This is a genomic window from Lysobacter stagni (genome assembly GCF_030053425.1).
GTDB lineage: Bacteria > Pseudomonadota > Gammaproteobacteria > Xanthomonadales > Xanthomonadaceae > Lysobacter_J > Lysobacter_J stagni.
The window spans coordinates 1,326,645-1,351,089 of record NZ_JASGBI010000001.1; the positions used below are offsets into that span (position 1 = coordinate 1,326,645).

Genomic DNA, 24,445 nt, shown 5'->3' on the forward strand with positions numbered 1-24,445 from the left:
CCATGTCCGATCCCTCCGACACCACCGACCTCAAGACGCTCGCCGAACGCGCCGTCTCGCAGCCACTGGTCACGCACATCTACACGGCCGATCCGTCGGCGCATGTGTTCGAGGGCAAGGTCTACATCTATCCCTCGCACGACATCGAGGCTGGCATCCCGTTCAACGACCTGGGCGACCACTTCGGCATGGAGGACTACCACGTCCTGCGCATGGATTCGCCGCAGGGCGAGGCCATCGACTGCGGCGTCGCGCTGCACGTGAAGGACGTGCCGTGGGCGCAGCGCCAGATGTGGGCGCCCGACGCGGCGGAGAAGGACGGTAAGTACTACCTGTACTTCCCGGCCAAGCGCGCGGACGGCATCTTCCAGATCGGCGTCGCCGTGGGCGATCGCCCCGAAGGCCCGTTCACGCCGCAACCGGACGCCATCCGCGGCAGCTACTCGATCGATCCGGCCGTGTTCGCCGATGACGATGGCGCGTACTACATGTACTTCGGCGGTTTGTGGGGCGGCCAGCTGCAGCAGTATCGCGACAACGCGCACGACGCGTCGCACGCCGAGCCCGCCGACGACGCGCCCGCGCTGGGCCCGAAGATCGCGCGCCTGACGGCCGACATGAGGGAATTCGCCGAAGCGCCGCGCGAAGTGCTCATCCTCGACGACAACGGCGAGGTGCTGCGCGCAGGCGATCACGACCGCCGCTTCTTCGAAGCCTCGTGGCTGCACAAGTTCAACGGCCGCTACTACTTCTCGTACTCGACCGGCAACACGCATTACCTGTGCTACGCGGTGGGCGACAGCCCGTACGGGCCGTTCACCTACCAGGGTCGAATCCTAACGCCCGTCGTTGGCTGGACCACGCACCACTCGATCTGCGCGTTCGACAACCAGTGGTACCTGTTCTATCACGACTCCATCCTGTCGGGCGGCGTGACGCACCTGCGTTCGATCAAGGTGACGCCGCTGCAGCACGACGCGGACGGCCGCATCGTCACGATCGATCCCTATGGCAAGTGACGCAACGGCGCCGCTCGCACCGGGCCCGCTGCTCACGCTGACCCACGGTACGCTAGCGGTCGATGTCGCGCCGCAGGCCGGCGGTCGGCTTGCGCAGATCCGTCGCGGCGGAACGCCGCTGCTGGTCGATCACGCGGCCGCATCCGATGCCGCGATCGCGTGGGGCAGTTATCCGATGGTGCCGTGGGCCGGGCGCATTCGCCATGGCCGGTTCGTGCTGGATGGAGTGGCGCACGTGCTGCCGGCCAATCTGGGCGACCATGCCATCCATGGCGTGGGCTTCGTGCTGCCGTGGACGGTCGTGACGCAGGGCGACGCGCACGTCGATCTGTCCCTGACGTTGCCCGAAGACGCACGCTGGCCGTTCGGCGGAACCGCGCGCCAGCGCCTCGAACTGAACGCCGACGCATTGCGCATGACGCTGTCGGTCACGGCCGGCGCGCGTGCGATGCCGGCCAGCCTGGGCTGGCATCCATGGTTCCGGAAGCCCGAACGCCTGGACTTCTCGCCCGGCGCGATGTATCCGCGCGATCGCGATGGCATTGCGGTGCGCCCGCTGGTGGCACCCAACCGCGGGCCGTGGGACGACTGCTTCGTCAACCGACAACAGGTGATGATGCGCGCCGGCGGTGCGCGCATCCGTTTGACGTCCGACTGCGACCACTGGGTCGTGTTCGACGAGCCCGAACACGCCACCTGCATCGAACCGCAGAGCGGCCCGCCGGATGCGTTCAACCTGGCGCCGGTACTGCTGTCACCGGGCGAAACGCTGGAACGCTGGTTCCTGATGGAGTGGGTGTCATCGCGGTGACGTCCGACAGCGCGTGACGCGCTGACTGACCCGCAGTAGCACGCGCGGACGCATCGCCGGTCCCGGCACGTCCGGGGCCGGGCATTTGCGCGTCTGTGATCCCCACCCACTATCCTGTGTGTGCCGCGACCTGCCGCGACGCAACTGTCCGAGCCCATGATCGAACGCAGCGAACAGGCTGACGCCCTCATCGGCGAACTGCAGCGCCAGGGTGCCGGTCGTCTGACCATCTTCCTTGGCGCTGCGCCGGGCGTGGGCAAGACCTACACCATGCTCAGCCGCGCGCGCGAACTGCAGCGTCGCGGGCTCGACGTGGTGGTCGGTATCGCCGAGACGCATGGACGCAGCGAGACGGCGGCGCTGCTGGAAGGGCTGGAGGTGCTGCCGCGCAGGCGCATCGACTACGCACCCGCGAATGGGCCAAGCCACTCCCTCGAGGAGCTCGACCTGGATGCCCTGCTCGCGCGCAAACCCGCGCTGGCGCTGGTGGACGAGCTCGCCCACCGCAACGTGCCGGGCAGTCGTCACGAGCGGCGCTGGCAGGACGTGGTCGAACTGCTCGACGCCGGAATCGACGTCTACACCACGATCAACATCCAGCACCTGGAAAGCCTCAATGACGTGGTCCATCGCATCACCGGCGTGCGCGTCAGCGAGACCGTGCCCGATGCGGTGTTCGACCGTCTGCGCGACATCGTGCTGGTGGACCTTCCACCGCGCGAACTGATCGAGCGCCTGCAGCAGGGCAAGGTCTACGTGCCGGAGCAGGCGGCGCACGCATTGCAGGCCTTCTTCTCGCCCAGCAACCTCACGGCGCTGCGCGAACTGGCGATGCAGACCGCGGCCGACCGCGTCGACAGCGATCTGCGCGAGGTGCAGACGGCACGCGGGCTGCCTGGCATGGCCTTGCGTCGCGGCGTGATGGTGGCGATCGACGGCCGCGGACAGTCCGAATACCTCGTGCGCGTGGCCCGACGCATCGCCGAACGACGCGACGCCCCCTGGACGGTCGTCACGGTGCAGACCGCCGACGCGGTGGACGAGCCGCGCCAGCGCGAGCTGGACCGAGCCTTCGCGCTGGCGCGCAGGCTGGGCGGCGACACCGTGGTCGTCCACGGCAACAGCATCGTCGACGCGCTGCTCGATCACGGTGCGCGTTCGGGTGCGAACACCATCGTGCTGGGGCGCACGCGCGAGCGTCCCGTCGCGCGCATGTTCAACCGCACGCTGACCCAGCAGCTCATCCAGCGAGGCGCGCACTACGAACTGACCATCGTCAGCACGCCGGAGGCGCGGGCGCGCGCACGGCGCTCGTGGCGGCAGTTCGGCGGATTCCTCACCCGCAGCGACGCGGCACTGGCGGTGATCGCCGCCGCGGCAGCGACTGCCGTGGCGTGGGCCGCCGACCGCTGGATCGCGCTGGACGACCTGTCGCTGGTGTTCATCGTCGCAGTGGTGCTGGTCGCCGCGCGCACGCGCATGGCCGCGGCGGTCATCGCGGCGGTCCTGTGCTTCCTGGCTTACAACTTCTTCTTCATCGAGCCCCGCTTCACGTTGATGATCGGCGCACGCCAGGGCGTGACCACCGTGGTGCTGTTCCTCATCGCCGCGCTGGTGGCCGGGCGCCTGGCCTCCAAGTTGCGCATGCAGGTGCTCGCCTTGCGCGCCGCCAATGCGCAGGCCACGGCATTGCAGACGCTGGGGCGACAGCTGGCTGCCGCGGCGGACCAGGAGCAGGTGATGCACGCGGGCCGCGATGCCTTGCGGCGCGCGCTGGACGCGGACGTGACGATCCAGGCCGGCGCCCACCGCCTGCACGTCGAGGCACTGGGCGAGATGGACCGCGCGGCCGCGGACTGGGCCATGCGTCATCGCCAACCGGCGGGCCGCTACACCGATACGCTGGCCGCATCGGCGTGGTGGTTCCTTCCGCTCGCGCTGGGCGATCGCGACACCGGTGTGCTTGGCCTGCGCCTGCCGCAGCCGCATCGCATCGGCGACGAGCAGCGGCGGTTGGCCGAGGCCATGGCCGAGGACATCGCGCAGGCACTGGTGCGTACGCGGCTGGTGGCGGATCTGGAGGATGCCCGCGTGAACAACGAGACCGAGCGCCTGCGCTCGGCGTTGCTGTCGTCGGTGTCGCACGACCTGCGTTCGCCGCTGGCGTCGATCATCGGCTCGGCGAGCAGCCTGGAGCATTACTTCGACGCGATGGACGCACAGGACCGGCAAAGCCTGCTGGAGACCATCCGCATCGAAGGCGAGCGCCTGGACCGTTACATCCAGAACCTGCTGGACATGACACGGCTGGGGCATGGCGGCCTCACGCTCAACCGCGACTGGATCGGCACCGACGAGCTGATCGGCTCGGCGGTGTCGCGCCTGAAGCGGTACGAGCCCAATGCGCGTTTCGACGTGACGGTCGAACCGGACCTCGCGCCGATATGGGTGCATCCGGCGCTGGTGGAACAGGCGCTGTTCAACGTGCTGGAGAACGCCGCGAAGTTCTCGCCGCCGGGAGAAGCCGTGGCCGTGGATGCCCGACAGGTCGACGGCCAGTTGCGCATCGATGTGCGCGACCGCGGCCCGGGCATTCCCGAGGACGAGCGCCGCCGCATCTTCGACATGTTCTACAGCGTGGAGCGCGGCGATCGTGGCAGGCAGGGCACGGGCCTGGGGCTGGCGATCACGCAGGGCATGATCGGTGCCCACGGCGGACACGTCGAAGCCTTGCCGGGTCCGGACGGTGTGGGCACCACGGTGCGCATCACGCTGCCGCGGATCGAACCCTGACCTGCCAGAATGCGGGCACCCGGACGCACGCCGCTGCCATGACCGACCGCCCGACCTCCACCGCCGCCGCACCACCGCCGCGCGTTCTGGTGATCGACGACGAACCGCAGATACGCCGGTTCCTCGAGATCAGCCTGCGTGCTCAGGGCTACGCGGTGGAGTCGGCGGAGACCGGCCAGGAAGGGCTGGAGGCGCTGGCCGCGCACGGCGCGGATCTGGTGATCCTGGACCTGGGCTTGCCCGATCGCGATGGGCAGGCGGTGCTGCGCGAACTGCGGCAATGGTCGGCGGTGCCGGTGATCCTGTTGACGGTGCGCTCGCACGAAGCGGAAAAGGTGGCGGGCCTGGACGCGGGCGCGAACGACTATGTCACCAAGCCATTCGGCGCGCAGGAGCTGATGGCGCGCGTACGTGCGCTGCTGCGATCGCGCATCGCGGGCAGTGACGAGGCCGCGCCGCTTTACGACGACGGACATCTGCACGTGGACCTCGTGCGACGCGAAGTCCGCCTGGACGGCGAGCCGGTGGTGCTGGCGCGCAAGGAATACGCGCTGCTTGCGTTGCTGCTGCAGCACGCGGGCCGCGTGGTGACGCAGCCGCAGATCCTGCGCGAACTATGGGGTCCCGCGCACCAGGACGACACGCACTACCTGCGCGTGCTGGTCGGCAAACTGCGCCACAAGCTCGACGACGACGCGGCGCGGCCGCGCTACATCGCCACCGAACCCGGTGTAGGCCTGAAGTTCATCGGCCGCGACGACTGAGCCTGTCAGCGCTTCCGGTCGCCGCGATCGCCCTGGCCGGGCTTCACCGTCGTGGACGCCTCACGCTTGCGGTCCTGGGAGAGCGAACGGCTCACGTCGTCGGATTCCTTGAAGCGGCCCTTCTCGTCGCGGCGGACGTAACGCTTGTCGCCGTGGGGGGATATCAGCTCGCGCTTGCTGGACGACATGGCATTGCCTCGCATCGGTCGGGGATGTCCCCCAGGATTCTCGATGCGACGAGGTAAACGCAGGCGAACGCCCGCGTTAACGATGCGTGGTCGTGTCGGTGCGCGATGACGAAGCGTTCACCACGAGCGCACGTTTCGCATGCGCGCGTGCGATCAGCGCGTTGAGGGTGCAGCGGTTGCGCGCTTGCGGTAGACGACAATGATGACCAGGTCGTCCTTGCCGATCTGCGCGAGTGCGTGCGTGCTGCCGTCGCGGGTCAGGATGGCGTCGCCCGGGCCCACGTCGCGACGCTGTCCGTCGAGTGTCAGCTCGCCCCGGCCGGACAGCACGTAATAGATCTCGTCCTTGTCGTTGCGATGCTCGCCGATCGTCGCACCCGGATGCAGTGCGCGCTGGCGGAAGACGATGTCGAAACCCTCGGCGTCCTCGAAGAACGGGTAGGCCGTGGTGGTGCCTTTGCCTTCGTGGGGACCGGGCTGCTGCACCGCGATATCGCGCGCCTGTTCAACGTAGGAATCACGACGCGGTTCGCCTGCGTGCGCGGTTGCGCACGCAATGGCGAGCAGGAAGCAGGTGGCGATGCGAATCATGGCGTTCGTCCTCCTCTGCCCGGTGTCAGCGCCTCCCCTGCAAGCAGGGGAGGGGCACGCTCCTCAGCGCGCCAGCCAGCCGCCGTCGACCGGCAGCACCGCGCCGTTGACGTAGTCCGATGCGCTCGACGACAGGAACACCGCCGCGCCGCCCAGGTCGGCCGGCGTGCCCCAGCGTGCGGCGGGAATGCGGCCGAGGATCTCCGCACTGCGCTGCTCGTCGGCGCGCAGTTGCGCGGTGTTGTCGGTGGCCATGTAGCCCGGCGCGATCGCGTTGATGTTGATGCCCTTGCTGGCCCATTCGTTGGCGAGCAGGCGCGTGATGCCGGCGATGCCGCTCTTGCTGGCGGTGTACGACGGCACGCGGATGCCGCCCTGGAAGGACAGCATCGAGGCGATGTTGATGATCTTGCCGCGACCCTGGCCGATCATGTGGCGGCCGGCGGCCTGGGCCATGAAGAACGCGCCCTTGATGTTCACGTTCATCACGTCGTCCCAGTCCTTCTCGGAGAAGTCGACGGCATCGGCGCGACGGATCAGGCCCGCGTTGTTGACCAGGATGTCCAGTCCGCCCAGGCCGTCGACCGTTTCGCGCACGATGCGCTCCACCGGTTCGACGCTCGACAGGTTGGCTTCGATGGACACGAAGCGGCGACCGAGCGCGAGCACTTTCTGTTCGGTCTCCGTCGGCGGCGCGATGCCGGCGGCGGCGATGTCCGCGCCGGCTTCGGCCAGCGCGAGGGCGATGCCCTGGCCCAGGCCCGTGTTGGCGCCGGTGACCAGCGCGACCTTGCCTTCGAGACTGAACGGATTGGCCATGAACGCTTTCCCCTTGATGTGAGTGTCGTGCCCGGGACCGTTCGTCCCGAGCGTAGCGAAGCGAAGTCGAAGGACCATCGGCCTCGTCCATCCTTCGAATGCGGCGCGGTGCGCCTGCGCTCGGGGCGAACGAAGCGGGCGCGGCCTTATTTCAACTGACAGATATCCAGCTGGTTCATGTCGGTGTAGTCCAGGTTCTCGCCGCCCATGGCCCAGATGAAGCAGTAGTTCTTCGTGCCCGAGCCCATGTGGATGGACCACGGCGGCGACACGACGGCTTCGTCGTTGGCGATGACGAGGTGGCGCATGTCCGCCGGATCGCCCATGAAGTGCATGACGCGCTGGTCGCCGAGATCGAAGTAGAAGTACACCTCGGAGCGGCGGTCGTGCAGGTGCGGCGGCATGGTGTTCCACACGCTGCCCGGCTTGAGGATGGTCAGGCCCAGCAGCAGCTGGCAGGACTTCACCGTGGCCGGGACGATGTACTGGTAGATCGTGCGTTCGTTCGACGTCTCCAGCGCGCCGCGCTCGAGCGGAACGGCCTGGGAGATCGAGATGTGCTTCGCCTCGTAGCGCGCATGCGCCGGCGTGGAGGCGAGGTAGAACTTCGCCGGGTTGGCGGCGTCGTTCGACGCGAACTGCACTTCGCTGCCCATCGGCACGTACAGGCCGTCCTTGGGTTCGAGCGTGAAGGCGGTGCCATCGACCGTGACCGTGCCCGTTCCGGCGCCGACGTTGACGACGCCCAGCTCACGGCGCTCCAGGAACGGCTTGCCCGCGGCCGAGGCCGGCTCGGTCTGCTGCGGCAGCGACACCGGTGCGGTCGTCGGCGCGGCGCCGCCGATCACGAAGCGCTCGTTGTGGGAGTAGTTGAGGACCACCTGGCCCGGCACGAACAGGCCGTCGATGAGGTAGCGCTCGCGCAGCTGGTCGTTGCTGGCGCCGGCCATCATGTCCGGGTGGGTGGCGTGGTAGGTCTTGCGGAACATGGGCCTCTCCGGTCGTTCGGGCCGGCGCAAACGCGCGCGCGGCGGGTGATGTCGGGATGATAGCCGGGTTTTGGTAACCGGTGTCAAAGATGCTCTGCCGTGTTGCGCTTCCCTTCTTCCCGCGCGGGAGAAGGTGCCCGAAGGGCGGAAGAGGGGGCGCGCGAAGCGCGTGCTTGATCGTCGCCGTACCCTCTCCCTGGCCGCCTTCGGCGGCCTGTCCCTCTCCCGCAAGGGGAGAGGGCGAAGCGGGCGGAGTGGCTTGGTGAAGGGACGCGGTCGCGCCGCTCAGCCCTTCGGGCGCTGGCTCGAATCGCGCACGACCAGCCGCGGCGTCACCGTGCGCGGCGAGGCAACCGCACCGGTCGGCGAGGGATCGTCGCTGAGCAGCATCTGCGCGGCCATGTGGCCGAGGTCGCGGATGGGCGAATGGATGGTGGTGAGCGCCGGCCATAGCTGCGAAGCCAGTGGGCTGTCGTCGTAACCGACCACGGACAGGTCGCCGGGAATGGACAGACCGCGGCGCATCGCGGCCTTGTAGACGCCGGCGGCCATTTCGTCGTTGCAGGCGAAGATGGCGGTGGGGCGCGGCGACTTGGCGAGCAGGTATTCCGCACCGGCGACGCCGGAATCGAACGTGTAGCCGCCTTCGTAGATGTAGTCCGGCGACAGCTCGATGCCGCGCGCGTCCAGCCCCGACAGGAAGCCGCCGCCGCGCTCGATGGTGGAGCGATAGCGGCGCGGACCGGTGATCAGGCCGATGTTGCGGTGGCCCAGCGATTCCAGGTAGTTGGCCGCTTCGCTGCCGGCCTGGCGGTCGTGCGTGACCACCATGCTCGCGGCTTCGTCCAGCGGGATCGAGGCGATGCGCACGTAGCGCACGCCGATCTCGCGCAGCGCGGTGGCGAGCTGTTCGTCTTCCGACACGCGCGGGATCAGGATCACGCCATGCAGCTTCTGCTGCTGCGCGAAGCGTCGCACGCCGTCGATGTAGTCGTCCTTCGAGCTGTCGCACGGATGCACGACGAGTTCGTAGCCTGAGTCGCGCAGCGCGTCGAGCGCGCCGTACTGCATGTTCACGATGAACTGCGCGGTGGGGTTGTCGTAGACCAGCCCGATCAGGAACGATCGGCGGAACGCCAGGCCGCGCGCCTGCGGATCGGGCACATAGCCCAGCTGCTTCATCAGCGCCAGGACCTTCTCGCGCGTCTCCGGGTGCACCAGCGGGGAATTGTTGATCACCCGCGAGACCGTCTTCTTCGACACGCCGGTGAGCCGCGCGATGTCGTTGATGGTCGCCTTGCCGGGCAGCACCACGTCTTCCGGCGCGGTCGTCGGCGTTGCGGCGGTGCGGGAATGGCGGGAGCGCGGAGTGGATGCGGTCATGGGCAGCCTGCGGATTTGCGACATTCTAGCCGCCCGGGCGCCGGCTTCAGGGCAGGGCCCGGTAGCGGAAGTCCCGCACGCGCACCCGGCCTTCGCCGCTGGCGTACAGGCCCGGACGCAGGGACAGGAACTTCCCGGCGACGTTGTGGTGGTAGCCGGAGACTTCCATCTGCACGTCGTACTTGCGCCAGGTCCGGCCGTCGCGGCTGGTGTGGAAGGTGACGATATGGCGGTCGTTGGTCACGCGCAGCCACAGCCGCCCGCCCGGGCCAGGCGGCAGGCCCGCGGCGGGGCGCTCCTCGCCGTAGCGGTGCATGACGAAGGCGTCCCCGTTCGAGCCCAGGCCCACGTACAGCCGGTCGCTGTAGAACAGCACCACGCCCGCGGTGGCGCCGGGGTCGATGTCCAGCTCGGCCTGCACCTCGTAGGCCACGTCGCCGGGGATCACCGTCAGCGGTGAGCTGTCGCGCGGCGAGCGCCCCTTGGCCTTCAGCACCAGCGCGCCATCCTCGAACGCGACGCGCTGCATCTCGTCCGGGGCCGGGTCGTAGAACGCCCACTGCGGGCCCAGTCGCGGCCCGTCGAACGCATCCGACAGCGCCATGCCATGCGCGACCGCGCTTCCCGCCGGCTTGCGCAGTGGCGAGCCGAGGTCGCCGCCTTGGGCCGCGAACCAGCCATCGTCCGTCCAGCGCACCGGGTCCAGCAGCATCTGCCGGCCCAGCGTCCAGAAGCCCTTCTCGTAACCGTGGTAAAGCATCCACCACGCGCCTGCCGTGTCTTCCACCAGTGTCGCGTGCCCGCGCGACCACCAGTGTTCGTCGGCCGATTGCGTCCGCACGATCGGATTGCCCGGCGCGTTCTCCCACGGGCCGTGGATCGAGCGCGAACGCGCGGCGATGACCATGTGCCCGGTCGGCGGTCCGGCGGTGCCGCCGACCGCGGTGATCATGTAGTACCAGCCGTTGCGGAACGCGATCTTCGGGCCTTCCTGCGACCAGCTCTCCACATTCCAGTCCTGCGGATAACGCCAGCCGTCGTAGACGTGGCGCACGGGGCCGATGGTGCGAAGGCCGTCGTCGCTGAGCGGCACGTAGTCGCCGCCGCTGAGGAAGAGGTAGCGCTTGCCGTCTTCGCCGACGGCATGACCGGGATCGATGTGATCCGGCAGGTGCAGGTCGACCGGTTCGCTCCACGGCCCGCGGATGTCGTCGGCCCACACCACGTAGTTGCTGCGCCCACGCGCGCTGCGCGCCGGGAAGTACACGTAATAGCGGCCCTTGTGCTTCACCAGGTCGGGCGCCCAGATCGCGCCCACGTTCTTCGCGATCGCGTGGCCGATCGGCTCCCAGTTCACCAGGTCGCGCGAATGCCACAGCGGCAGGCCGGGATAGGCATCGAACGATGACAGCGTGAGGTAGTAGTCCTGGCCGTCGCGCAGCACCGATGGGTCGGGATGGTCGCCGGCCAGCACCGGATTGAGGAAGGTGCCGTTGCCCAGGTCCGCGCGCCGCTGGCCTTCGATGCCCTGCGGCCACGGCGACGCGGCCAGCGCCGCCAGCGGCAGCAGCAGGGCCAGCACGCCGGCGCGTACTTTCATGGGCGCGCGGTCAGGCCTTCAGCGCCGCCGGCAGCCACAGCGACAGGGCGGGCACGAACGCGACGATCAGCAGCACCGCCAGCCCCGCCAGCCAGAACGGCCAGATGGTGCGCATGCTCTGTCCGATGCTGATCTTGCCGATGGCGGTGCCCACGAACAGCACCGAACCCAGCGGCGGGCTGATCAGGCTCAGGCCGCCCTTGAGCACCAGGATCACACCGAAGTGCACCGGATCGATGCCGATGGCCTTCGCCACCGGCAGGAAGATCGGCGTGCAGATCAGGATCATCGGCGCCAGGTCCAGGAACGTGCCCAGCACCAGCAGCACCAGGATCATCAGCAGCAACATCACGTTGCGGTCCTGGGTGAGGCTGGTGAGGAATTCCACCGACGCCGCGGGCACCTGCAGGTACGCCAGCAGCCAGCCGAACACCGCCGCGGTGGCGATCACGAACAGGATCGCACCGGCACTGCGCGCGGCGTGCACCACCGTGCCGAGGAACTCGCGCCACTTCAGCTGCCGGTACAGCACGCTGGTGACCAGCAATGCGTACACCACGGCGATGGCCGCACTTTCCACCGCGGTGAAGATGCCCGCGCGGATGCCCACGAAGATCAGCGCGACCAGGCCCAGGCCCGGCAGCGCCGACACGAGACGCAGCAGCACCGCATGCCAGCCCGGGAAGATCTCCACGCCGTAGCCGCGATGGCGCGCGACCGCGTAGCAGGTGACCATCAGCACCACGGTCATCAGCAGTGCCGGCACGATGCCGGCCGCGAACAGATCGGCGATGGACAGGCCGCCACCGGCCGCCGCGGAATACAGGATGAGGTTGTGCGACGGCGGCACCAGCAACGCGACCAGCGCCGCGGTGATGCAGACGTTGACGGCGAAGTCGCGGTCGTAGCCGCGCTGCACCATCTGCGGAATCATCGTGCCGCCGACAGCGGACACGTCGGCCAGCGCCGAACCCGACACGCCGCCGAAGAACAGCGACGACAGGATGCTCACCTGACCCAGGCCACCGCGCATGCGTCCGACCAGCGATGACGCCAGGCCGATCAGGCGCTCGGAAATGCCGCCGCGCAGCATGATCTCGCCGGCGAAGATGAACAGTGGAATGGCGATGAGGCTGGCCGACCCGGCACCGGCCGACACCTGCTGCACCATCACGATCGACGGCACATCCAGGAAGAACAGCGTCGCCAGTGAGGCTGCGGCCAGCGCGAAGGCGACGGGAACGCCCATCACCAGCAGCACGCCGAACAGTGCGAAGAGCAGTGCGATCGCCATGTCAGTGGCCCTCCGGAGCGGGTGCATCGGGTGCGGCCATCTGCGCCACCGCGAACAGCGCCATCAATACGCCGCTGATCGCCAGTGGCAGGTACTCGATGCTGTCCGGTAGCGGCGCGCCTGCCGCGGCAATGTGCACGCCATCGACAAACAGCACCGTGCCCCAGTACGCCAGCATCGCGCCGATCAGGACGATCACCGCCGACTGCGCCAGATGCATCGCATGCCTCGCGCGCGGACCCAATGCATCGGCCAGCAGCGAGAAGCTGAAGTGCCGCCGCGTGTGCACGCCAGCCGCGGCGCCCAGGCTCATCGCCGTGCTCAGCAGCAGCAGCGTGACCGGCTCGGTCCAGCTGGGTGAATCGTTGAGCACGTAACGCGCGATGACCTGCCAGCCCTGCACGACCACCAGTCCGAGCAGCGCGAAGGCCGCCACGGCGATGGTCCAACCGGCGAGGCGTTCGCAGGTGCGCTGCAGGAGTGACGAAGAGACCGGAATGGCGGTGGCCGACATGGAATCCTCAGGCAAGTTCGCGGATGCGACGGTACAGCGCGTCGATCGCCGGATCGCGGCGGTACTCCGCCAGCAGCGGTTGTGCGGCGGCGCGGAACGCGGGGATGTCGGCGTCGTTGAACTTCACGCCGGACTCGATCACCGTGCGCCGCGCGGCCTCTTCCTGCTCCGCCCACAGGCGTCGCATCACCGGTACCGACTCGCGCGCCAGCTCGACCACCCGTTCGCGGTCGCGCGACGACAGGCCGTCATAGGTCTTGCGCGACATGATCAACACGTCCGGTGCGTAGGAATGATCGCTGTGCGACCAGTAGCGCGCGGCCTCGAAATGACGGCTGGACTGGAAGGCGCGGATATTGTTCTCGGCGCCGTCGATCATGTGCGTCTCCATGCCGGAGAACACTTCGCCCAGCGGCAGTGGCGTCGGGTTGGCGCCGAACAGGCGCAGCATCTTGATGAAGATGTCCGACACCGGCACGCGGATCTTCAGGCCGTGCAGGTCGCCGGGTTCGTGGATCGGGTGCTTGATGTTGTAGAAGCAGCGCGGGCCGCTGTCGTAGATCGCCAGGCCGACCAGCCCACGCGCCTCGAACCCGCGCAGCACCTGTGCGCCGACATCGCCGTCCAGCGCACGACGCAGGTGCGGCACCGAATCGAACACGTAGGGCAGGCACAGCGCCTGCGTGAGCGGGAACGCGTTGTTGAGCGCGCCGGAATACACGCGCGTGATGGCGATGGCGCCGAAGCGCGCCATGTCGATGGCTTCCGACTCGCGGCCCAGCTGGCCGGAGTGGTACATGCGCAGGCGCAGGCGGCCTTCGGTCTCGCGTTCGAGCTGCTCGCCGATCCACTGCACCGCCTGTACGGTCGGGTAGTCCTTCACATGGACGTCGGTGGCCGTGAGGATCTGCGAGCCGCCTTCGCCGCCGCGCGCGCTGGTCAGCACGCCCGCGGCGCAGGCGCCGGCGATGCCGGCCAGGAATCGGCGGCGATCGGTCATGCGTTCCCCTCGTGCACGGGTTTCGCGGCCACGGCGTTGCAATGGATCTGGCCGCGGTCGCCGAAGCTGATGCGCGAACGCTGGCCCGCGACGATGTCGTGGATGCCGGTCGCCGCGCCGGTGGTCACCAGCATGCCTTTCTTCAGCGGGTAGCCGCGACTGGCGCAGCGCGACAGTGCGAATGCCAGCGCAGCGAGCAGGCCTCCGCTGATCGTGGACGCGCCGCCTTCGCCGACGAGGTGACCGTCGATGAACGTTTCGCAGGTCAGGTCGTCGGCCGATTGGCGTCGCCAGTCCGGGATCTCCTCACCGAGGATCAGCCCCGCGTTGTTGCCGAAATCCGAGACCACGATGGGCGGGCCGAGCACGTTGATCAGCGGCAGCGGGCTACCCGCCAGTTCGACACCGACCAGCAGCGCGTCGACCAGCGCTGCGGCGTCCTGCGCGGTGTAGTCGGTCTTGTCGGCCGGCGCGTCGGCGCCCAGGCGGAACACGAACTCGGCCTCGACCGCGGCGAATCCCCCCGGAATCACCGCGAACGTCCCCGTTCCGTTCGCCGCCGATTGCACCGCGCCTTCGAAGATGGGGCCGACCAGGCGCTCTTCGCCCAACCGCGCTTCCCAGTCGGCGGGAATCTTGCCCACCTTCCAACCCACCACCGGCCGACCCCACAGCGCGATGGCCTCGTCCTGGCAGGCATACCCTTCGACCAGCGTCCGCGGCAGCGGCCCGGGGTACTCCGGCAGAGCCTCGGCCTGCCGCCGCGCCGTCACCAGGCGCCGGGCGATGCTTGCACTGTCGGCGCTTCCCGCGTCGGGCGCGTGTTTGTCCATGCGGCGGAATTCCCCTGATGTTGGCTCTTCGATGGTGTTGTATAGGAAACCGGTGTCATTGACAATCGGGGTCTACACTCGGATCACGACTCGGGGAGGGGACGGATGGGGAACCTGCGTGGAAGTGGCTTTTTTTCCCGGTTTCGGCGGGCCACCGGCGGCGCGCTGCTGGTCGGCACGCTGATCGGTGGCGCTTGCGCCGTGGTCCAGGCCGCGCAACCCGACTTGTCCCAAGGGACAGCGCTGGCGTTTCCGGGTGCGCAGGGCTGGGCGGCGCACACGCCGGGCGGTCGCGGCGGCCAGGTGATCCGCGTGACCACATTGGCTGCCAGCGGTCCGGGCTCGTTCGCCGAGGCGCTGGCGACACCGGGGCCGCGCATCGTGGTGTTCGAGGTTGGCGGCGTGATCGACCTGGACATGAAGGAGCTGCGCATCACCGAGCCGTATCTGACCATCGCCGGCCAGACGGCGCCGCAGCCGGGCATCACCGTCATCAAGGGCGGGCTGACCATCGCCACACACGACGTCGTCGTGCGCCACGTGCGAGTGCGACCCGGCGATGGCCTGCGGCCGAAGTGGTCGGGCGACATCGACGCCATCACCACCGTGCGCGGCGCGCATGACGTGATCGTCGACCACTGCTCGCTGACGTGGGCCACGGACGAGAACCTCTCGGCCTCCAGTACGCGCTTCTTCGGCGAGAGCGAGAAGGAGTGGATGGAAGCAGCCTCGCGCCGCATCACCTACAGCAACAACATCATCGCCGAAGGCCTGGCCAATGCCACGCACGCCAAGGGCGAGCATTCCAAGGGTTCGCTGATCCACGACCACGTCAACGACATCCTGATCGTCGGCAACCTGTATGCGCACAACTACGAACGCAACCCGCTGTTCAAGGGCGGTGCGCGCGGGCAGGTCATCAACAACCTCATCTACGATCCCGGCCAGCGCGCCGTGCATTACAACCTCATCGCCGAGGAATGGCTGGGCCATCCGTACTCGCGTGGCCAGGTGGTCGCGCGCGGCAACGTGATGCGCGAAGGCATCTCGACCGAGAAGGTCGCCTTCTTCCAGGTCGGTGGCTCGGGCGACCTCGACGTGTACTTCGAGGACAACCTGGCGGTGGATCGCCTGGGCAATCCGGTGCAACAGCAGGGCCGCTACACCACCACGCCGATCAAGGTCGACACCATGAAGCGCCCGCCCGCACTGCCCTTCGGCGTGACGCTGCTGCCGTCGGCGAAGGTGCAGGACGAGGTGGTCGCCAATGCGGGCGCACGTCCGTGGGATCGAGACGATGTCGATCGCCGCATCCTCGCCGACACCATCGAAGGCCGCGGCCGCATCATCGACAGCCAGGAGCAGGTGGGCGGCTATCCGAAGCAGCCCGAAACGCGGCAGGCATTCGTTCCGGCCGACTGGAACATGGACACGATGGAGCCGCTGAAGCCGCTGCCGCGACGGGCGCCGCTGAAGTAAGGGGTGCAATTCCGTTCACCCTGAGCGTAGGCCGCAGGCCGTAGTCGAAGGGTCGATCCCGTCGCGGGTCCTTCGACTTCGCGCTACGCGCTACGCTCAGGACGAACGGTGCGATGGGTTGCGGCCAAACGTCGCTCGCAGGGTCACGGCTTGCCACCCTCGCGCAACCGCTGCGCCAGCGCCAGCCCCGATCCGCGCAGCGCGTACGCGAACTCGCGCGCCATCCGCTCCGCGCCGGCGGGCGAGAAGTGCGTGTTGTCTTCCACGCCGTTCGGATAGTTGGCGTTCGCACCCGGCGCGACCCACAGGAACAGTGCCTTGGATTCCTCGACGCCGGTTTCCTGCAGGACCGCCGAACTGCGTCGCTCCATGTCGATTAGCGCAACCCGTTCGCGTGCCGCCAGTGCGCGCACCAGATCGGGGTATTCGCCATGACTGGGCACGACATGGCCCGCCTCGTCGAAGCGGCGGCGCGCGACGGGCGTGAGCAGCACGGGCGTGGCGCCTTTCGTGCGCACGTCCGCGACGAAGCGCGCCAGGTTGCGTGCGTAGTCCGCCGGTGGCGTGTAGCGATCGGGCTTCTCCACCGACTGGTCGTTGTGCCCGAACTGGATCAGCACCACGTCGCCTGCCTTCGTCGCGTCCAGCAGATCGTTCCAGCGACCTTCCTCGATGAACGTACGCGTGCTGCGACCGTTCTTCGCACGGTTGTCGACCACCACGCTGCCGTCGCGGAACTGCGCAGCGAGGAACTCGCCCCAGCCGGTCTCGGGCCGTTTCGTCGGCAGCTTCTCCGCCATCGTCGAGTCGCCCGCCAGGTGGATGGTGAGAGGCGGGCCGCCGGCGACCGTCGCGAAGGAGGTCAAGGCAAGCAGCAGACCGATCAGGAAACGGTGCATGGGCATCACGCGAAAGAGTGGACGAAGACGAATGGATCAGTCCGGCGACCAGCCGGCGAGGATCGCCTGGCGCGTGTAACGCGCGCGCTGATCGGCGGTGAGCACGCGCCGCGATGCGGTGCGCTGCGCCCCCGGCCCGCGACTGTCGTGTTCGAACAGACGCGCGGCGCCGGGCTGCAGCATCACGCGCTGGCCGTCGCGTGCGGTGTAGCCCATCTCGTCCCAGCCGCGCGCATCGATGTGCGCGTCCATCCAGCACGACAGATAGACGGCCGCGCCGACCGCGTCCGGGTCGCCGTACTTGCCGTCGGGGAACGTGCGGCCGGGCCGCCATGCGCGGCCCAGTGCGACCGAACCATCCGGGATCTCCGCATCGCGCGTGAGGCGGCAGCGCAGGAAGGTCAGCCCATACGGCTGCGCGGATGGCGTGCACGGCACGGCGACGTAGCCCTGGCGTTCCTTGCCCGGGCGGAAGCGCGAGTGCAGCTCGCACTGCTCGAACAGCGCATTGCCGCCGCCGAAGACGAAATCCACGCTGCCGCGGATGCGGCAATCGCGGAAGAACGCGCGACCGGCATCGGTGAACAGCGTGTCCTGGTGGCCGTCGAGGTCGACGCGCTCGAACGCGCAGCGGTCCGCGCCGGCGTCTAGCATCAACGCCACTGCCTGCGCACCGTTCGGGCCGATCGGTTCGAACTTCGGTACGGCGAGGTTGCCGACGTAGTCGAACGCGTTCTCGATGGTCAGGTTCTCAGCGCGGAAGTCCGGCGCGCGGACGATGACGCTGGCGCAGCCCCAGGTGCCCCAGGGCTCGCCATCGGGGCGTGCCATGCCGGCCGCGGCGTCGTAGGTCAGCACGCTACTCGCGCGGTCCTCGCCGATCAGGTGGATGTTGGGGCGATCGATCACCAGCTTCTCGTGCCAGCGGCCGCGCGTGACGAGGATGCGGAACGGTCGCGTTCCGTCCGTCGGCGCCGCGCCGATGGCCTCGCCGAGGCTGGCGAACACGCGCGCGCCTGGGTGTGGCGCGGTGGCAACGACGGCATCGAACGGCATGGATCCGGCGTTCGCACGCAGCGATGGCATGGACAGCGCTGCGGCGGAGAACAGCGACGCCTGCAGCAGGCGTCGCCGTCGTGGCTGCTCGATCGTGTCGATCACTTGAACGGACCTGCTCCCAGGATGACCAGGATCGGAACCGCCTGGGTCGGGTCGATGCGCCGGAAGAAGGTCGGCGTCCACGTCACGTTCGGATCCAGCGTCGGTGTGTTGACGGCGTTGTAGGCGGCGACGACATCGACGCGTGCGTGCCGGCTCACGCCGTTGCGCATCGTGCCCTCGTCGTGCAGCGCCGTGCCGTTGAAGCGATCGACGAACAGGTCGGCCGTGACGGCGTCCGGCACGATGAAGTGGTTGTTCTGCGCGAAGATCTGCGATTCGATGCCGGCGCCCCAGTGGTAGCCGTAACGCGCCGCGCCATCGCTGGTCAGCGTGTACTGGTTGTTGAACACGTGCACCTGTCCGTAGCGGACGCGCGGCACGCGCTGGCCCAGGTCGTGGAACAGGTTGTGGTGCAGCGTCACGCGCAGCTTGTTGCGGTCGGCCGTCGCGCTGTCGGACGAACCGATCAGCATCGCCTTGTCGTGGTTGGCCATCAGGTTCCACGAAACAGTGACGTTGTCCGATTCGTTGGTGACGTCGACCAGGCCGTCGTGGCGCTGGTAGAGGCGACCGAAGTAGGTGGGTGCGTCCTCGTCGCGCGTGGCGACGTCCAGGAACGCGTTGTGGTCGATCCAGACGTGAGTGGCGTTGCGCACCGAGATGGCGTCGTAGAGCGAGTTCCAGTTGCCCTCTGCGCCGTCGGTGGGCGACCACTGCGGGAAGCAGTCGACGCTGTCGACCAGCAACAGGTTGCGCACGATGACGTTCATCGGCTGGTTTCCGCTGGTCGAACTTGGTCGGATGTCCAGCCATGCGCCGCGCAGGCCGGCGCCGTGGCCCGCACCGATGATGGTCGTGTTGGCCGGCACGCGGATGCGCACGCGTGCCTGCTGTGCCGCGGCGGAGGCGACGCGGGCGCGCTCCTGCGGGCCGCTCGGGTTGACGCGTCCCCATACGGCCGGGTCGTACGCGGCGAGGAAGGCGTCGAGCGAGTAAAGCTCGCCGGTCGTCGGATCCGGCCGTGCGTAGTCGGCGCAGGACAGCGGTTGCCCGGCCGCGTCGACGTTGGCGTCGATCACGCCTTCGATGCGCACGATCTTCGGCGTGGCGTCGGGGAAGTTGAGTGCCGCGACCAGCGCGTTGCGGTCGGAGACGGTGTAGACGTGCGCCGCATCGGCAGCGGAGCCGCCGGTGGTGCCTTGCGGCAGCGCGGCGGTGGGCATCGCGGCCCAGCCGTCGTTGGCGGAGAGGGTCTGGCGTTCCGCATCAACCCCGGCCTGCGCGCACAACGGCAGGGCCAGCATCAATGCAAGGACAAGGCAGGTGCGAGTGCTCATCGGTGCCGCTCCTTCGTGGTGTGGACGAAGCGGACGTCGGCGTCGATGGCGGCGCGGCGTCCGCCGATGGCGGTCAGGCTCACGACTGCGACTGCGGACGGAACCGGCCGGGGCCGGGTGCTGCGGACAGGACCTACGGTGGAACAAAAAAACCGCGACGGACGGGCAGGTGGCAACCCGTCCGCCGCGGTTCGAGGGTCAGAACTTGTAGCGCGCGCCGAGGAAGTACTGGCGCCCGGTGTGGTGGTAGACCGATGCGCGATCCCCGATCGAATCGACCCACTGGTCCTGGTACTCGTCCGTGAGGTTGAGGCCTTCCAGGGTGAGTTCGAAGTGGTCGTTGATCTTGTACGAGGCCGACATGTCGATGGTCAGCGTTTCCGCGGTTCCTTCGACGTCGTTGTTGTTGCGGCCCGGCACCGTGGTCAGGAAGTCGTCGCGGTACGCAGCCGACACGCGCGCACCGAACTTCTCGCCTTCGTAGTAGAGCGTGGCGTTGTAGGCGTTCTTCGACAGACCGGTCAGGTCGGTGCGCAGCGAGGGCAGACCCGTCGAGGTCACGTACTGGATCTTCGAATCGACGTAGGTGTAGTTCAGCTGCACGCCGAAGTCGCTCCAGAAGCCGGGCAGGAACACGAACGGCTGCTGGTACGTGAACTCCAGGCCCTTGAGCGGACCGCCCTTGGAATTGACCGGGATGTTGAACTGGAAGTCGTCGTTGACCGTGGCACCGGTGCCGGCCAGCAGTTCCGCCGGCAGGCCCGAGGTGTAGTACGGCCGGGTTTCGCGCGAGGTCAGCACGAAGCTGTCGATGTCCTTGTAGAACAGGCCCAGCGCCAGCAGCGATTCCTCGGCGAAGTACCACTCGAAGCTCAGGTCCACGGTCTTCGCGCGGAACGGATCGAGCTGCGGGTTGCCGCCGGTGACCACGCGGTTGCCGCCGCTGACGTTGACCGTCACGCCCGGCGTGAGGTTGCCCAGGCCCGGACGCGCCATCACCTTGGCCGCGGCCAGGCGCACCAGGAAGTCCGGTGCCACGTCGGCGACGAGGTTGAACGAGGGCAGGGTGTCGTCGTAGCTGCGCTTGACCGTGGTCAGCTGCGGCGTGCCCGTGCCGACCGTCGAGAAACCCGACGAGGTCTGCGTGGTGTCCACCTGGCGCAGGCCGACGTTGCCGCTCAGCGGCATGCTGCCGATCTGCGTCGTGAAGTCGGCCTGCAACCAGAAGCCCTGGTCGCGTTCCTTCACCGAGCGGTTGTTGCCCAGCACGCCGGCCACCTGGTCGCTGACCGTGAAGATGCCGCTGTCGCTGTAGATGTTGAACAGGCGGTTGAACGCGTCGATGTCCGGGATCAGCCAGGTGCTGTCACCGACGTTGCTGATGCCTTCCAGGCCGATCTGCTTGGTCAGGTCGGCCAGGGTGACGCCGGCCGGCAGCGCGGGAACGACCAGTTCGGAGGCACGACGCTCTTCGCGTGTCTTGAACGTGTAGTCCTTCATCTGGCCGCCGCCGCGCAGCTTGAGCGCATCGGTCAGCTGCCAGGCGAAACCGATCTGGCCGCTGTCGATGGTGTTGTCGGCGTACTGCGGGCGCAGGCGGATTTCCGAGGTGCCGTTGATGAACGCCCACTGCGCCGGATCGTTCACGTCGAAACCGTTGGTGATGACCGGCAGGCGGTCGTCGCCACGGTAGTCGTAGACGTAGCCCTGCGCATTGAGCTTGTCGAGCGTGATCGTGGTCTGGATCGGATTGGCGAACTCGGACTTCGCGCGGCCCGCCTGGAAGTCGAGCGTGAAGTCGTCGGTCAGCTGGTGGTCGGCGTAGAAGTTGAACTGGGTGAACTTGGTTTCCAGTTCGTCGTAGCGCGCTTCCGAACGCACGTCGACGTTGTTGAACACGCCGTAGACCAGGTTGTTGCGACCATCGATCGCGCCGTCCACCACCACCGTCTGCGGCTTGCCGGTGCCGGTACGGCTGAACGACAGGCCGTTGAGGAAGTTTTCGGTACGCGTGGCGTCGAGATCGGCGTACATCACGTCCAGGCCCATCGACGTCTTGTCGGTGGGATCGAACTGCAGCGATGCGGTCACGCCCAGGCGTTCCTGCTCGTGCTCCATCACGCCGTAGCGCGGGATGCGCGGGTGGAACACGCTGGCGCTGCGCGCGGCGGCGAACGGCGAGGACGCCGCGAAGCCGCCACTGCTGGTGCCGTTGTCCCAGCGCACCGTGCTGTGGCCTTCCTCAAGCAGGCGGCGCTTGGTGTAGGCCACCGACAGCAGGGCGCCGAACTTGTTGTCCGCCCAGGTGTTGCTGATCAGCATCGTGGCGCGCGGGTCGATGTCGCTGGCCAGGTCGTTGTAGCCCAGCTGCGCACCGGTGACGAAGGTGAAGCCGTCGTAGTCGAACGGGCGCGCGGTGTTCAGGTCGACCGTGGCGCCGAGCGAGCCTTCCTCGACATCCGCCGAGGCCGTTTTGCGCACCGTGATGCTGTTGAACAGCTCCGAGGCGAAGACGTTGAAGTCGAAGCCGCGGCCACGGTTGGCGCCGCCGGAGCTGTCGGTGCCGCCGGTGGTGGTCAGCGCTTCCATTCCGTTGATGCGAACGCGGGTGAACTGACTGTCCAGGCCGCGCACCGAGATGTTGCGACCTTCGCCGGCGTCGCGCGAGATCGACACGCCGGGAATGCGTTGCAGGGACTCGGCGAGGTTGAGGTCCGGGAAGTCGGCGATGTCCTCGGCGACGATCGCATCGACCACGCCGACTTCGCTGCGCTTCTTGTCCAGGGCCTTCTCGAGGCTTCCGCGGAAGCCGGTGACGACGACCGTGTCGAGATCGGTGGCCTGATCGGTGCGCTGCCCGCTGTCCGCGCTTGCCGATGCGTCGGCGGCGGGTGCGGCCGTCTCCTGCGCCAGGGCGCTGAGTGCGGTCAGTTGGAGCGCCAGGCCGATCGAGGCGGCCAGCAAGGTAACCGGTGTCTTTTTTGCGGCACGCTGAAATTGCATAGGTTCTCCCCTCCCATATGGCAGACAGCTTGTAAGGTGCTTGTTGACTGGCTTGCGACGCTTGCTATGGTGTTCCGGCGGTGCCAATGACACCGATGGTCAAAACCCTAGCAAACCGGATGGCCAATGGCATGCTGCGGTGCGCAATGACCGGAACCGGGCACCATGTAGCGGTGTGATTCCACTAATCGGGGGGCGGGCGGTGAGCCAAAGGATCGTGTGTTTCGGGGAACTTCTGCTGCGTCTGTCGGCCCCGGGCCGGGAGCGGCTGCTGCAGAGCCCCCGGTTCGACGTCGCCGTGGGGGGCGCGGAGGCCAATGTGGCCGTGATGCTGGCCCGGATGGGACACGACGCGGCGATGGTATCGACCGTGGCCGACAACGGCCTGGGCGAGGCGGCCGTCGGCGAACTGCGCCGGCATGGTGTGGACACGCGCCAGGTGCGCGTCGCGTCCGGCCGCATGGGCCTGTACTTCCTTGCGCATGGCGCCATGCAGCGGCCGAGCGAGGTGCTGTACGACCGCGCCGACTCGGCCTTCGTGGGCGATGCCGGATACGACTGGGACGCGCTGCTCGACGGCGCGCAGTGGCTGCACCTGTCCGGCGTCAGCCCGGCGCTGGGTGCGGCCACCGCGCAGGCGACCATCGACGCCGCGCGCGCCGCGCGCCGGCTCGGGGTGAAGGTGTCGTTCGACGGCAACTTCCGCGGCAAGCTGTGGCAGGCGTGGAACGGCGACGCGGCCGGCCTGCTGCGCCAGATCTTCGCCGAGGCGGACCTGGTGTTCGCCGATCACCGCGACATCGACATCGTCCTGGGCGAACGCACGACGCTGCACGGCGAGGAAGCCGTGGCGCGCGCTGCCGAGCACGCGTTCGCCGCGTTCCCCAACCTCGGTACGCTGGCCTGCACCCTGCGCACGCAGCACAGCGTGGACCGCCATACGCTGTCGGCGGTGATGGTCGAACGCGACGGCTCGCGCCGCCGTGCCCCCGACTACACGCTGGAAGCCATCGTCGACCGCATCGGCACCGGTGATGCGTTCGCCGCCGGCGTGCTGCACGGCCTCATCACCGGCATGGCGTCGGCCGACAGCCTGCATTTCGGGCTCGGTGCGGCCTGCCTGAAGCACTCCATCCCGGGCGATTTCTGCCTGGCCACGGCGGCCGAGGTCGCCGACGTCATCTCGCAGGCGGGCTTCCATGTCCGCCGTTGACGCCGTCGCGCTGCTGAGTGGTCATCGCGTCATGCCCGTGTACACGCCCGGCGGCGTGGACGAGGCCGTGTCCACGGCGCGCGCGCTGCTGGCAGGCGGCGTCGGTGCCATCGAAGTGACGCTGCGCACCGAGGTGGCGATGGACGCGATCGCCGCGATCGCGCGCGAGGTGCCCGGCATGAAGGTGGGCGCCGGCACCGTGCTCGATCCGGCGCAGATGCGCCAGGCGCAGGCCGCGGGCGCGACGTTCGCGGTGTCGCCCGGCAGCTCGCCGGAACTGCTGCGCGCGGCGGTGGACCTGGGTATCGCCTACCTGCCGGGCGTTGCGACGGGCAGCGAAGTCATGGCCGCGCTCGCGGCCGGCCATCGACTGCTCAAGGTGTTTCCGGCGCAGGCGATCAATGCGCTCGAACTCATCCAGGCCTGGCGTGGCCCGTTTGGCCATGCGCGCTTCTGTCCGACGGGCGGTATCGATGCCACGCTTGCGCGCGAGTACCTGCGCCAGCCGAACGTCGCATGCCTCGGCGGCTCCTGGCTGACGCCCGCCGACGCGCTGCGCACGGGCGATTGGGCGCGCATCGAAGGCCTGGCGCGCGAGGCCGTCGCCCTCTCCGGAGCGTGATTGGCGGCCGTTTCGTGCTCTGTTCTGCTCGCGCATTGCACGAATACGCCAATTTCCGCGTTTTTTTGGCCTAAACCCACTTGGCGCGGCCCGGGTGTTGCCCTACATTCCGCTTGCCTAGCTGCGGTTTCCG

Annotated in this window: 21 protein-coding genes; 7 read left to right on the top strand and 14 right to left on the bottom strand. The window is 68.3% G+C overall.

Going from position 1 to position 24,445, the window contains the following annotated elements; genetic code table 11:
- Window positions 1-2 precede the first annotated feature (2 nt).
- From QLQ15_RS05915 to QLQ15_RS05930, 4 genes are all read left to right on the top strand, one after another.
- Window positions 3-1,019 carry a glycoside hydrolase family 43 protein gene (locus tag QLQ15_RS05915; protein ID WP_283211906.1) on the top strand — a complete coding sequence of 339 codons (1,017 nt, stop codon included), beginning with the start codon at window positions 3-5 and terminating at the stop codon, window positions 1,017-1,019.
- A complete protein-coding gene (locus QLQ15_RS05920; RefSeq protein WP_283211907.1) occupies window positions 1,009-1,830 on the top strand; it encodes an aldose 1-epimerase in 822 nt (273 codons plus the stop codon). The genes QLQ15_RS05915 and QLQ15_RS05920 overlap by 11 nt, the downstream gene beginning before the upstream one ends.
- Window positions 1,831-1,986: 156 nt before the next feature.
- On the top strand, window positions 1,987-4,623 hold the full coding sequence (locus QLQ15_RS05925) for a sensor histidine kinase (RefSeq protein WP_283211908.1): 2,637 nt from the start codon (window positions 1,987-1,989) through the stop codon (window positions 4,621-4,623).
- A 38-nt stretch (window positions 4,624-4,661) separates the two neighbouring features.
- Entirely contained in the window at window positions 4,662-5,387 is a 726-nt protein-coding gene (locus tag QLQ15_RS05930) for a response regulator (protein WP_283211909.1), read from the top strand.
- A gap of 5 nt (window positions 5,388-5,392) precedes the next feature.
- Here the strand turns inward: QLQ15_RS05930 and QLQ15_RS05935 are convergent, their stop codons facing one another.
- The 10 genes from QLQ15_RS05935 to QLQ15_RS05980 all read right to left on the bottom strand — a co-directional run bounded on the left by QLQ15_RS05935 (window position 5,393) and on the right by QLQ15_RS05980 (window position 14,598).
- Window positions 5,393-5,575 (bottom strand): hypothetical protein, encoded by a 183-nt coding sequence (locus tag QLQ15_RS05935; protein ID WP_283211910.1) that lies wholly within the window; start codon window positions 5,573-5,575, stop codon window positions 5,393-5,395.
- Between the two features lie 153 nt (window positions 5,576-5,728).
- A complete protein-coding gene (locus tag QLQ15_RS05940) occupies window positions 5,729-6,166 on the bottom strand; it encodes a cupin domain-containing protein (protein ID WP_432277777.1) in 438 nt (145 codons plus the stop codon).
- A gap of 63 nt (window positions 6,167-6,229) precedes the next feature.
- Window positions 6,230-6,985, bottom strand: a complete 756-nt coding sequence (kduD, locus tag QLQ15_RS05945) for a 2-dehydro-3-deoxy-D-gluconate 5-dehydrogenase KduD (RefSeq protein ID WP_283211911.1) — start codon at window positions 6,983-6,985, stop codon at window positions 6,230-6,232.
- A gap of 146 nt (window positions 6,986-7,131) precedes the next feature.
- Window positions 7,132-7,974 carry a 5-dehydro-4-deoxy-D-glucuronate isomerase gene (gene kduI, locus QLQ15_RS05950; protein WP_283211912.1) on the bottom strand — a complete coding sequence of 281 codons (843 nt, stop codon included), beginning with the start codon at window positions 7,972-7,974 and terminating at the stop codon, window positions 7,132-7,134.
- 285 nt (window positions 7,975-8,259) lie between these two features.
- Window positions 8,260-9,357 carry a LacI family DNA-binding transcriptional regulator gene (locus tag QLQ15_RS05955; RefSeq protein ID WP_283211913.1) on the bottom strand — a complete coding sequence of 366 codons (1,098 nt, stop codon included), beginning with the start codon at window positions 9,355-9,357 and terminating at the stop codon, window positions 8,260-8,262.
- 46 nt (window positions 9,358-9,403) lie between these two features.
- The gene (locus tag QLQ15_RS05960; protein ID WP_283211914.1) at window positions 9,404-10,957 is read right to left on the bottom strand and encodes a family 43 glycosylhydrolase; all 1,554 of its coding nucleotides are present in this window, start codon (window positions 10,955-10,957) and stop codon (window positions 9,404-9,406) included.
- A gap of 10 nt (window positions 10,958-10,967) precedes the next feature.
- Entirely contained in the window at window positions 10,968-12,251 is a 1,284-nt protein-coding gene (locus QLQ15_RS05965; RefSeq protein ID WP_283211915.1) for a TRAP transporter large permease, read from the bottom strand.
- A 1-nt stretch (window position 12,252) separates the two neighbouring features.
- On the bottom strand, window positions 12,253-12,765 hold the full coding sequence (locus tag QLQ15_RS05970; protein WP_283211916.1) for a TRAP transporter small permease: 513 nt from the start codon (window positions 12,763-12,765) through the stop codon (window positions 12,253-12,255).
- A 7-nt stretch (window positions 12,766-12,772) separates the two neighbouring features.
- Window positions 12,773-13,765, bottom strand: a complete 993-nt coding sequence (locus tag QLQ15_RS05975; protein WP_283211917.1) for a TRAP transporter substrate-binding protein — start codon at window positions 13,763-13,765, stop codon at window positions 12,773-12,775.
- Window positions 13,762-14,598, bottom strand: coding sequence for a 2-keto-4-pentenoate hydratase (locus QLQ15_RS05980; RefSeq protein WP_283211918.1), 837 nt, complete (start codon window positions 14,596-14,598; stop codon window positions 13,762-13,764). Before QLQ15_RS05980 ends, QLQ15_RS05975 begins: the two co-directional genes overlap by 4 nt.
- A gap of 225 nt (window positions 14,599-14,823) precedes the next feature.
- On the opposite strand from QLQ15_RS05980, the gene QLQ15_RS05985 reads away from it, so the two are divergent.
- The gene (locus QLQ15_RS05985; RefSeq protein ID WP_283211919.1) at window positions 14,824-16,077 is read left to right on the top strand and encodes a pectate lyase family protein; all 1,254 of its coding nucleotides are present in this window, start codon (window positions 14,824-14,826) and stop codon (window positions 16,075-16,077) included.
- A gap of 143 nt (window positions 16,078-16,220) precedes the next feature.
- On the opposite strand, the gene QLQ15_RS05990 is transcribed toward QLQ15_RS05985, so the two are convergent.
- The 4 genes from QLQ15_RS05990 to QLQ15_RS06005 all read right to left on the bottom strand — a co-directional run bounded on the left by QLQ15_RS05990 (window position 16,221) and on the right by QLQ15_RS06005 (window position 22,477).
- A complete protein-coding gene (locus QLQ15_RS05990; RefSeq protein ID WP_283211920.1) occupies window positions 16,221-16,976 on the bottom strand; it encodes a rhamnogalacturonan acetylesterase in 756 nt (251 codons plus the stop codon).
- Between the two features lie 36 nt (window positions 16,977-17,012).
- Window positions 17,013-18,137 carry a pectinesterase family protein gene (locus QLQ15_RS05995; protein ID WP_283211921.1) on the bottom strand — a complete coding sequence of 375 codons (1,125 nt, stop codon included), beginning with the start codon at window positions 18,135-18,137 and terminating at the stop codon, window positions 17,013-17,015.
- Window positions 18,134-19,474, bottom strand: a complete 1,341-nt coding sequence (locus tag QLQ15_RS06000; protein ID WP_283211922.1) for a pectate lyase family protein — start codon at window positions 19,472-19,474, stop codon at window positions 18,134-18,136. Before QLQ15_RS06000 ends, QLQ15_RS05995 begins: the two co-directional genes overlap by 4 nt.
- A gap of 198 nt (window positions 19,475-19,672) precedes the next feature.
- Window positions 19,673-22,477, bottom strand: a complete 2,805-nt coding sequence (locus tag QLQ15_RS06005; protein ID WP_283211923.1) for a TonB-dependent receptor — start codon at window positions 22,475-22,477, stop codon at window positions 19,673-19,675.
- Between the two features lie 202 nt (window positions 22,478-22,679).
- Between QLQ15_RS06005 and QLQ15_RS06010 the strand changes: the two genes are divergently transcribed.
- A complete protein-coding gene (locus QLQ15_RS06010; protein ID WP_283211924.1) occupies window positions 22,680-23,690 on the top strand; it encodes a sugar kinase in 1,011 nt (336 codons plus the stop codon).
- Complete coding sequence (gene eda / locus QLQ15_RS06015; RefSeq protein WP_283211925.1) at window positions 23,677-24,312, top strand: bifunctional 4-hydroxy-2-oxoglutarate aldolase/2-dehydro-3-deoxy-phosphogluconate aldolase; 636 nt, start codon at window positions 23,677-23,679, stop codon at window positions 24,310-24,312. Before QLQ15_RS06010 ends, eda begins: the two co-directional genes overlap by 14 nt.
- The last annotated feature ends 133 nt before the right edge of the window (window positions 24,313-24,445 follow it).

Bases quoted from the DNA above. Each gene is read 5' to 3' on its own strand.
- QLQ15_RS05915 (WP_283211906.1), top strand. From the start codon at position 3: ATGTCCGATCCCTCCGACACCACCGACCTCAAGACGCTCGCCGAACGC.
- QLQ15_RS05920 (WP_283211907.1), top strand. From the start codon at position 1,009: ATGGCAAGTGACGCAACGGCGCCGCTCGCACCGGGCCCGCTGCTCACG.
- QLQ15_RS05925 (WP_283211908.1), top strand. From the start codon at position 1,987: ATGATCGAACGCAGCGAACAGGCTGACGCCCTCATCGGCGAACTGCAG.
- QLQ15_RS05930 (WP_283211909.1), top strand. From the start codon at position 4,662: ATGACCGACCGCCCGACCTCCACCGCCGCCGCACCACCGCCGCGCGTT.
- QLQ15_RS05935 (WP_283211910.1), bottom strand. From the start codon at position 5,575: ATGTCGTCCAGCAAGCGCGAGCTGATATCCCCCCACGGCGACAAGCGT.
- QLQ15_RS05940 (WP_432277777.1), bottom strand. From the start codon at position 6,166: ATGATTCGCATCGCCACCTGCTTCCTGCTCGCCATTGCGTGCGCAACC.
- kduD (WP_283211911.1), bottom strand. From the start codon at position 6,985: ATGGCCAATCCGTTCAGTCTCGAAGGCAAGGTCGCGCTGGTCACCGGC.
- kduI (WP_283211912.1), bottom strand. From the start codon at position 7,974: ATGTTCCGCAAGACCTACCACGCCACCCACCCGGACATGATGGCCGGC.
- QLQ15_RS05955 (WP_283211913.1), bottom strand. From the start codon at position 9,357: ATGACCGCATCCACTCCGCGCTCCCGCCATTCCCGCACCGCCGCAACG.
- QLQ15_RS05960 (WP_283211914.1), bottom strand. From the start codon at position 10,957: ATGAAAGTACGCGCCGGCGTGCTGGCCCTGCTGCTGCCGCTGGCGGCG.
- QLQ15_RS05965 (WP_283211915.1), bottom strand. From the start codon at position 12,251: ATGGCGATCGCACTGCTCTTCGCACTGTTCGGCGTGCTGCTGGTGATG.
- QLQ15_RS05970 (WP_283211916.1), bottom strand. From the start codon at position 12,765: ATGTCGGCCACCGCCATTCCGGTCTCTTCGTCACTCCTGCAGCGCACC.
- QLQ15_RS05975 (WP_283211917.1), bottom strand. From the start codon at position 13,765: ATGACCGATCGCCGCCGATTCCTGGCCGGCATCGCCGGCGCCTGCGCC.
- QLQ15_RS05980 (WP_283211918.1), bottom strand. From the start codon at position 14,598: ATGGACAAACACGCGCCCGACGCGGGAAGCGCCGACAGTGCAAGCATC.
- QLQ15_RS05990 (WP_283211920.1), bottom strand. From the start codon at position 16,976: ATGCACCGTTTCCTGATCGGTCTGCTGCTTGCCTTGACCTCCTTCGCG.
- QLQ15_RS06000 (WP_283211922.1), bottom strand. From the start codon at position 19,474: ATGAGCACTCGCACCTGCCTTGTCCTTGCATTGATGCTGGCCCTGCCG.
- QLQ15_RS06005 (WP_283211923.1), bottom strand. From the start codon at position 22,477: ATGCAATTTCAGCGTGCCGCAAAAAAGACACCGGTTACCTTGCTGGCC.
- eda (WP_283211925.1), top strand. From the start codon at position 23,677: ATGTCCGCCGTTGACGCCGTCGCGCTGCTGAGTGGTCATCGCGTCATG.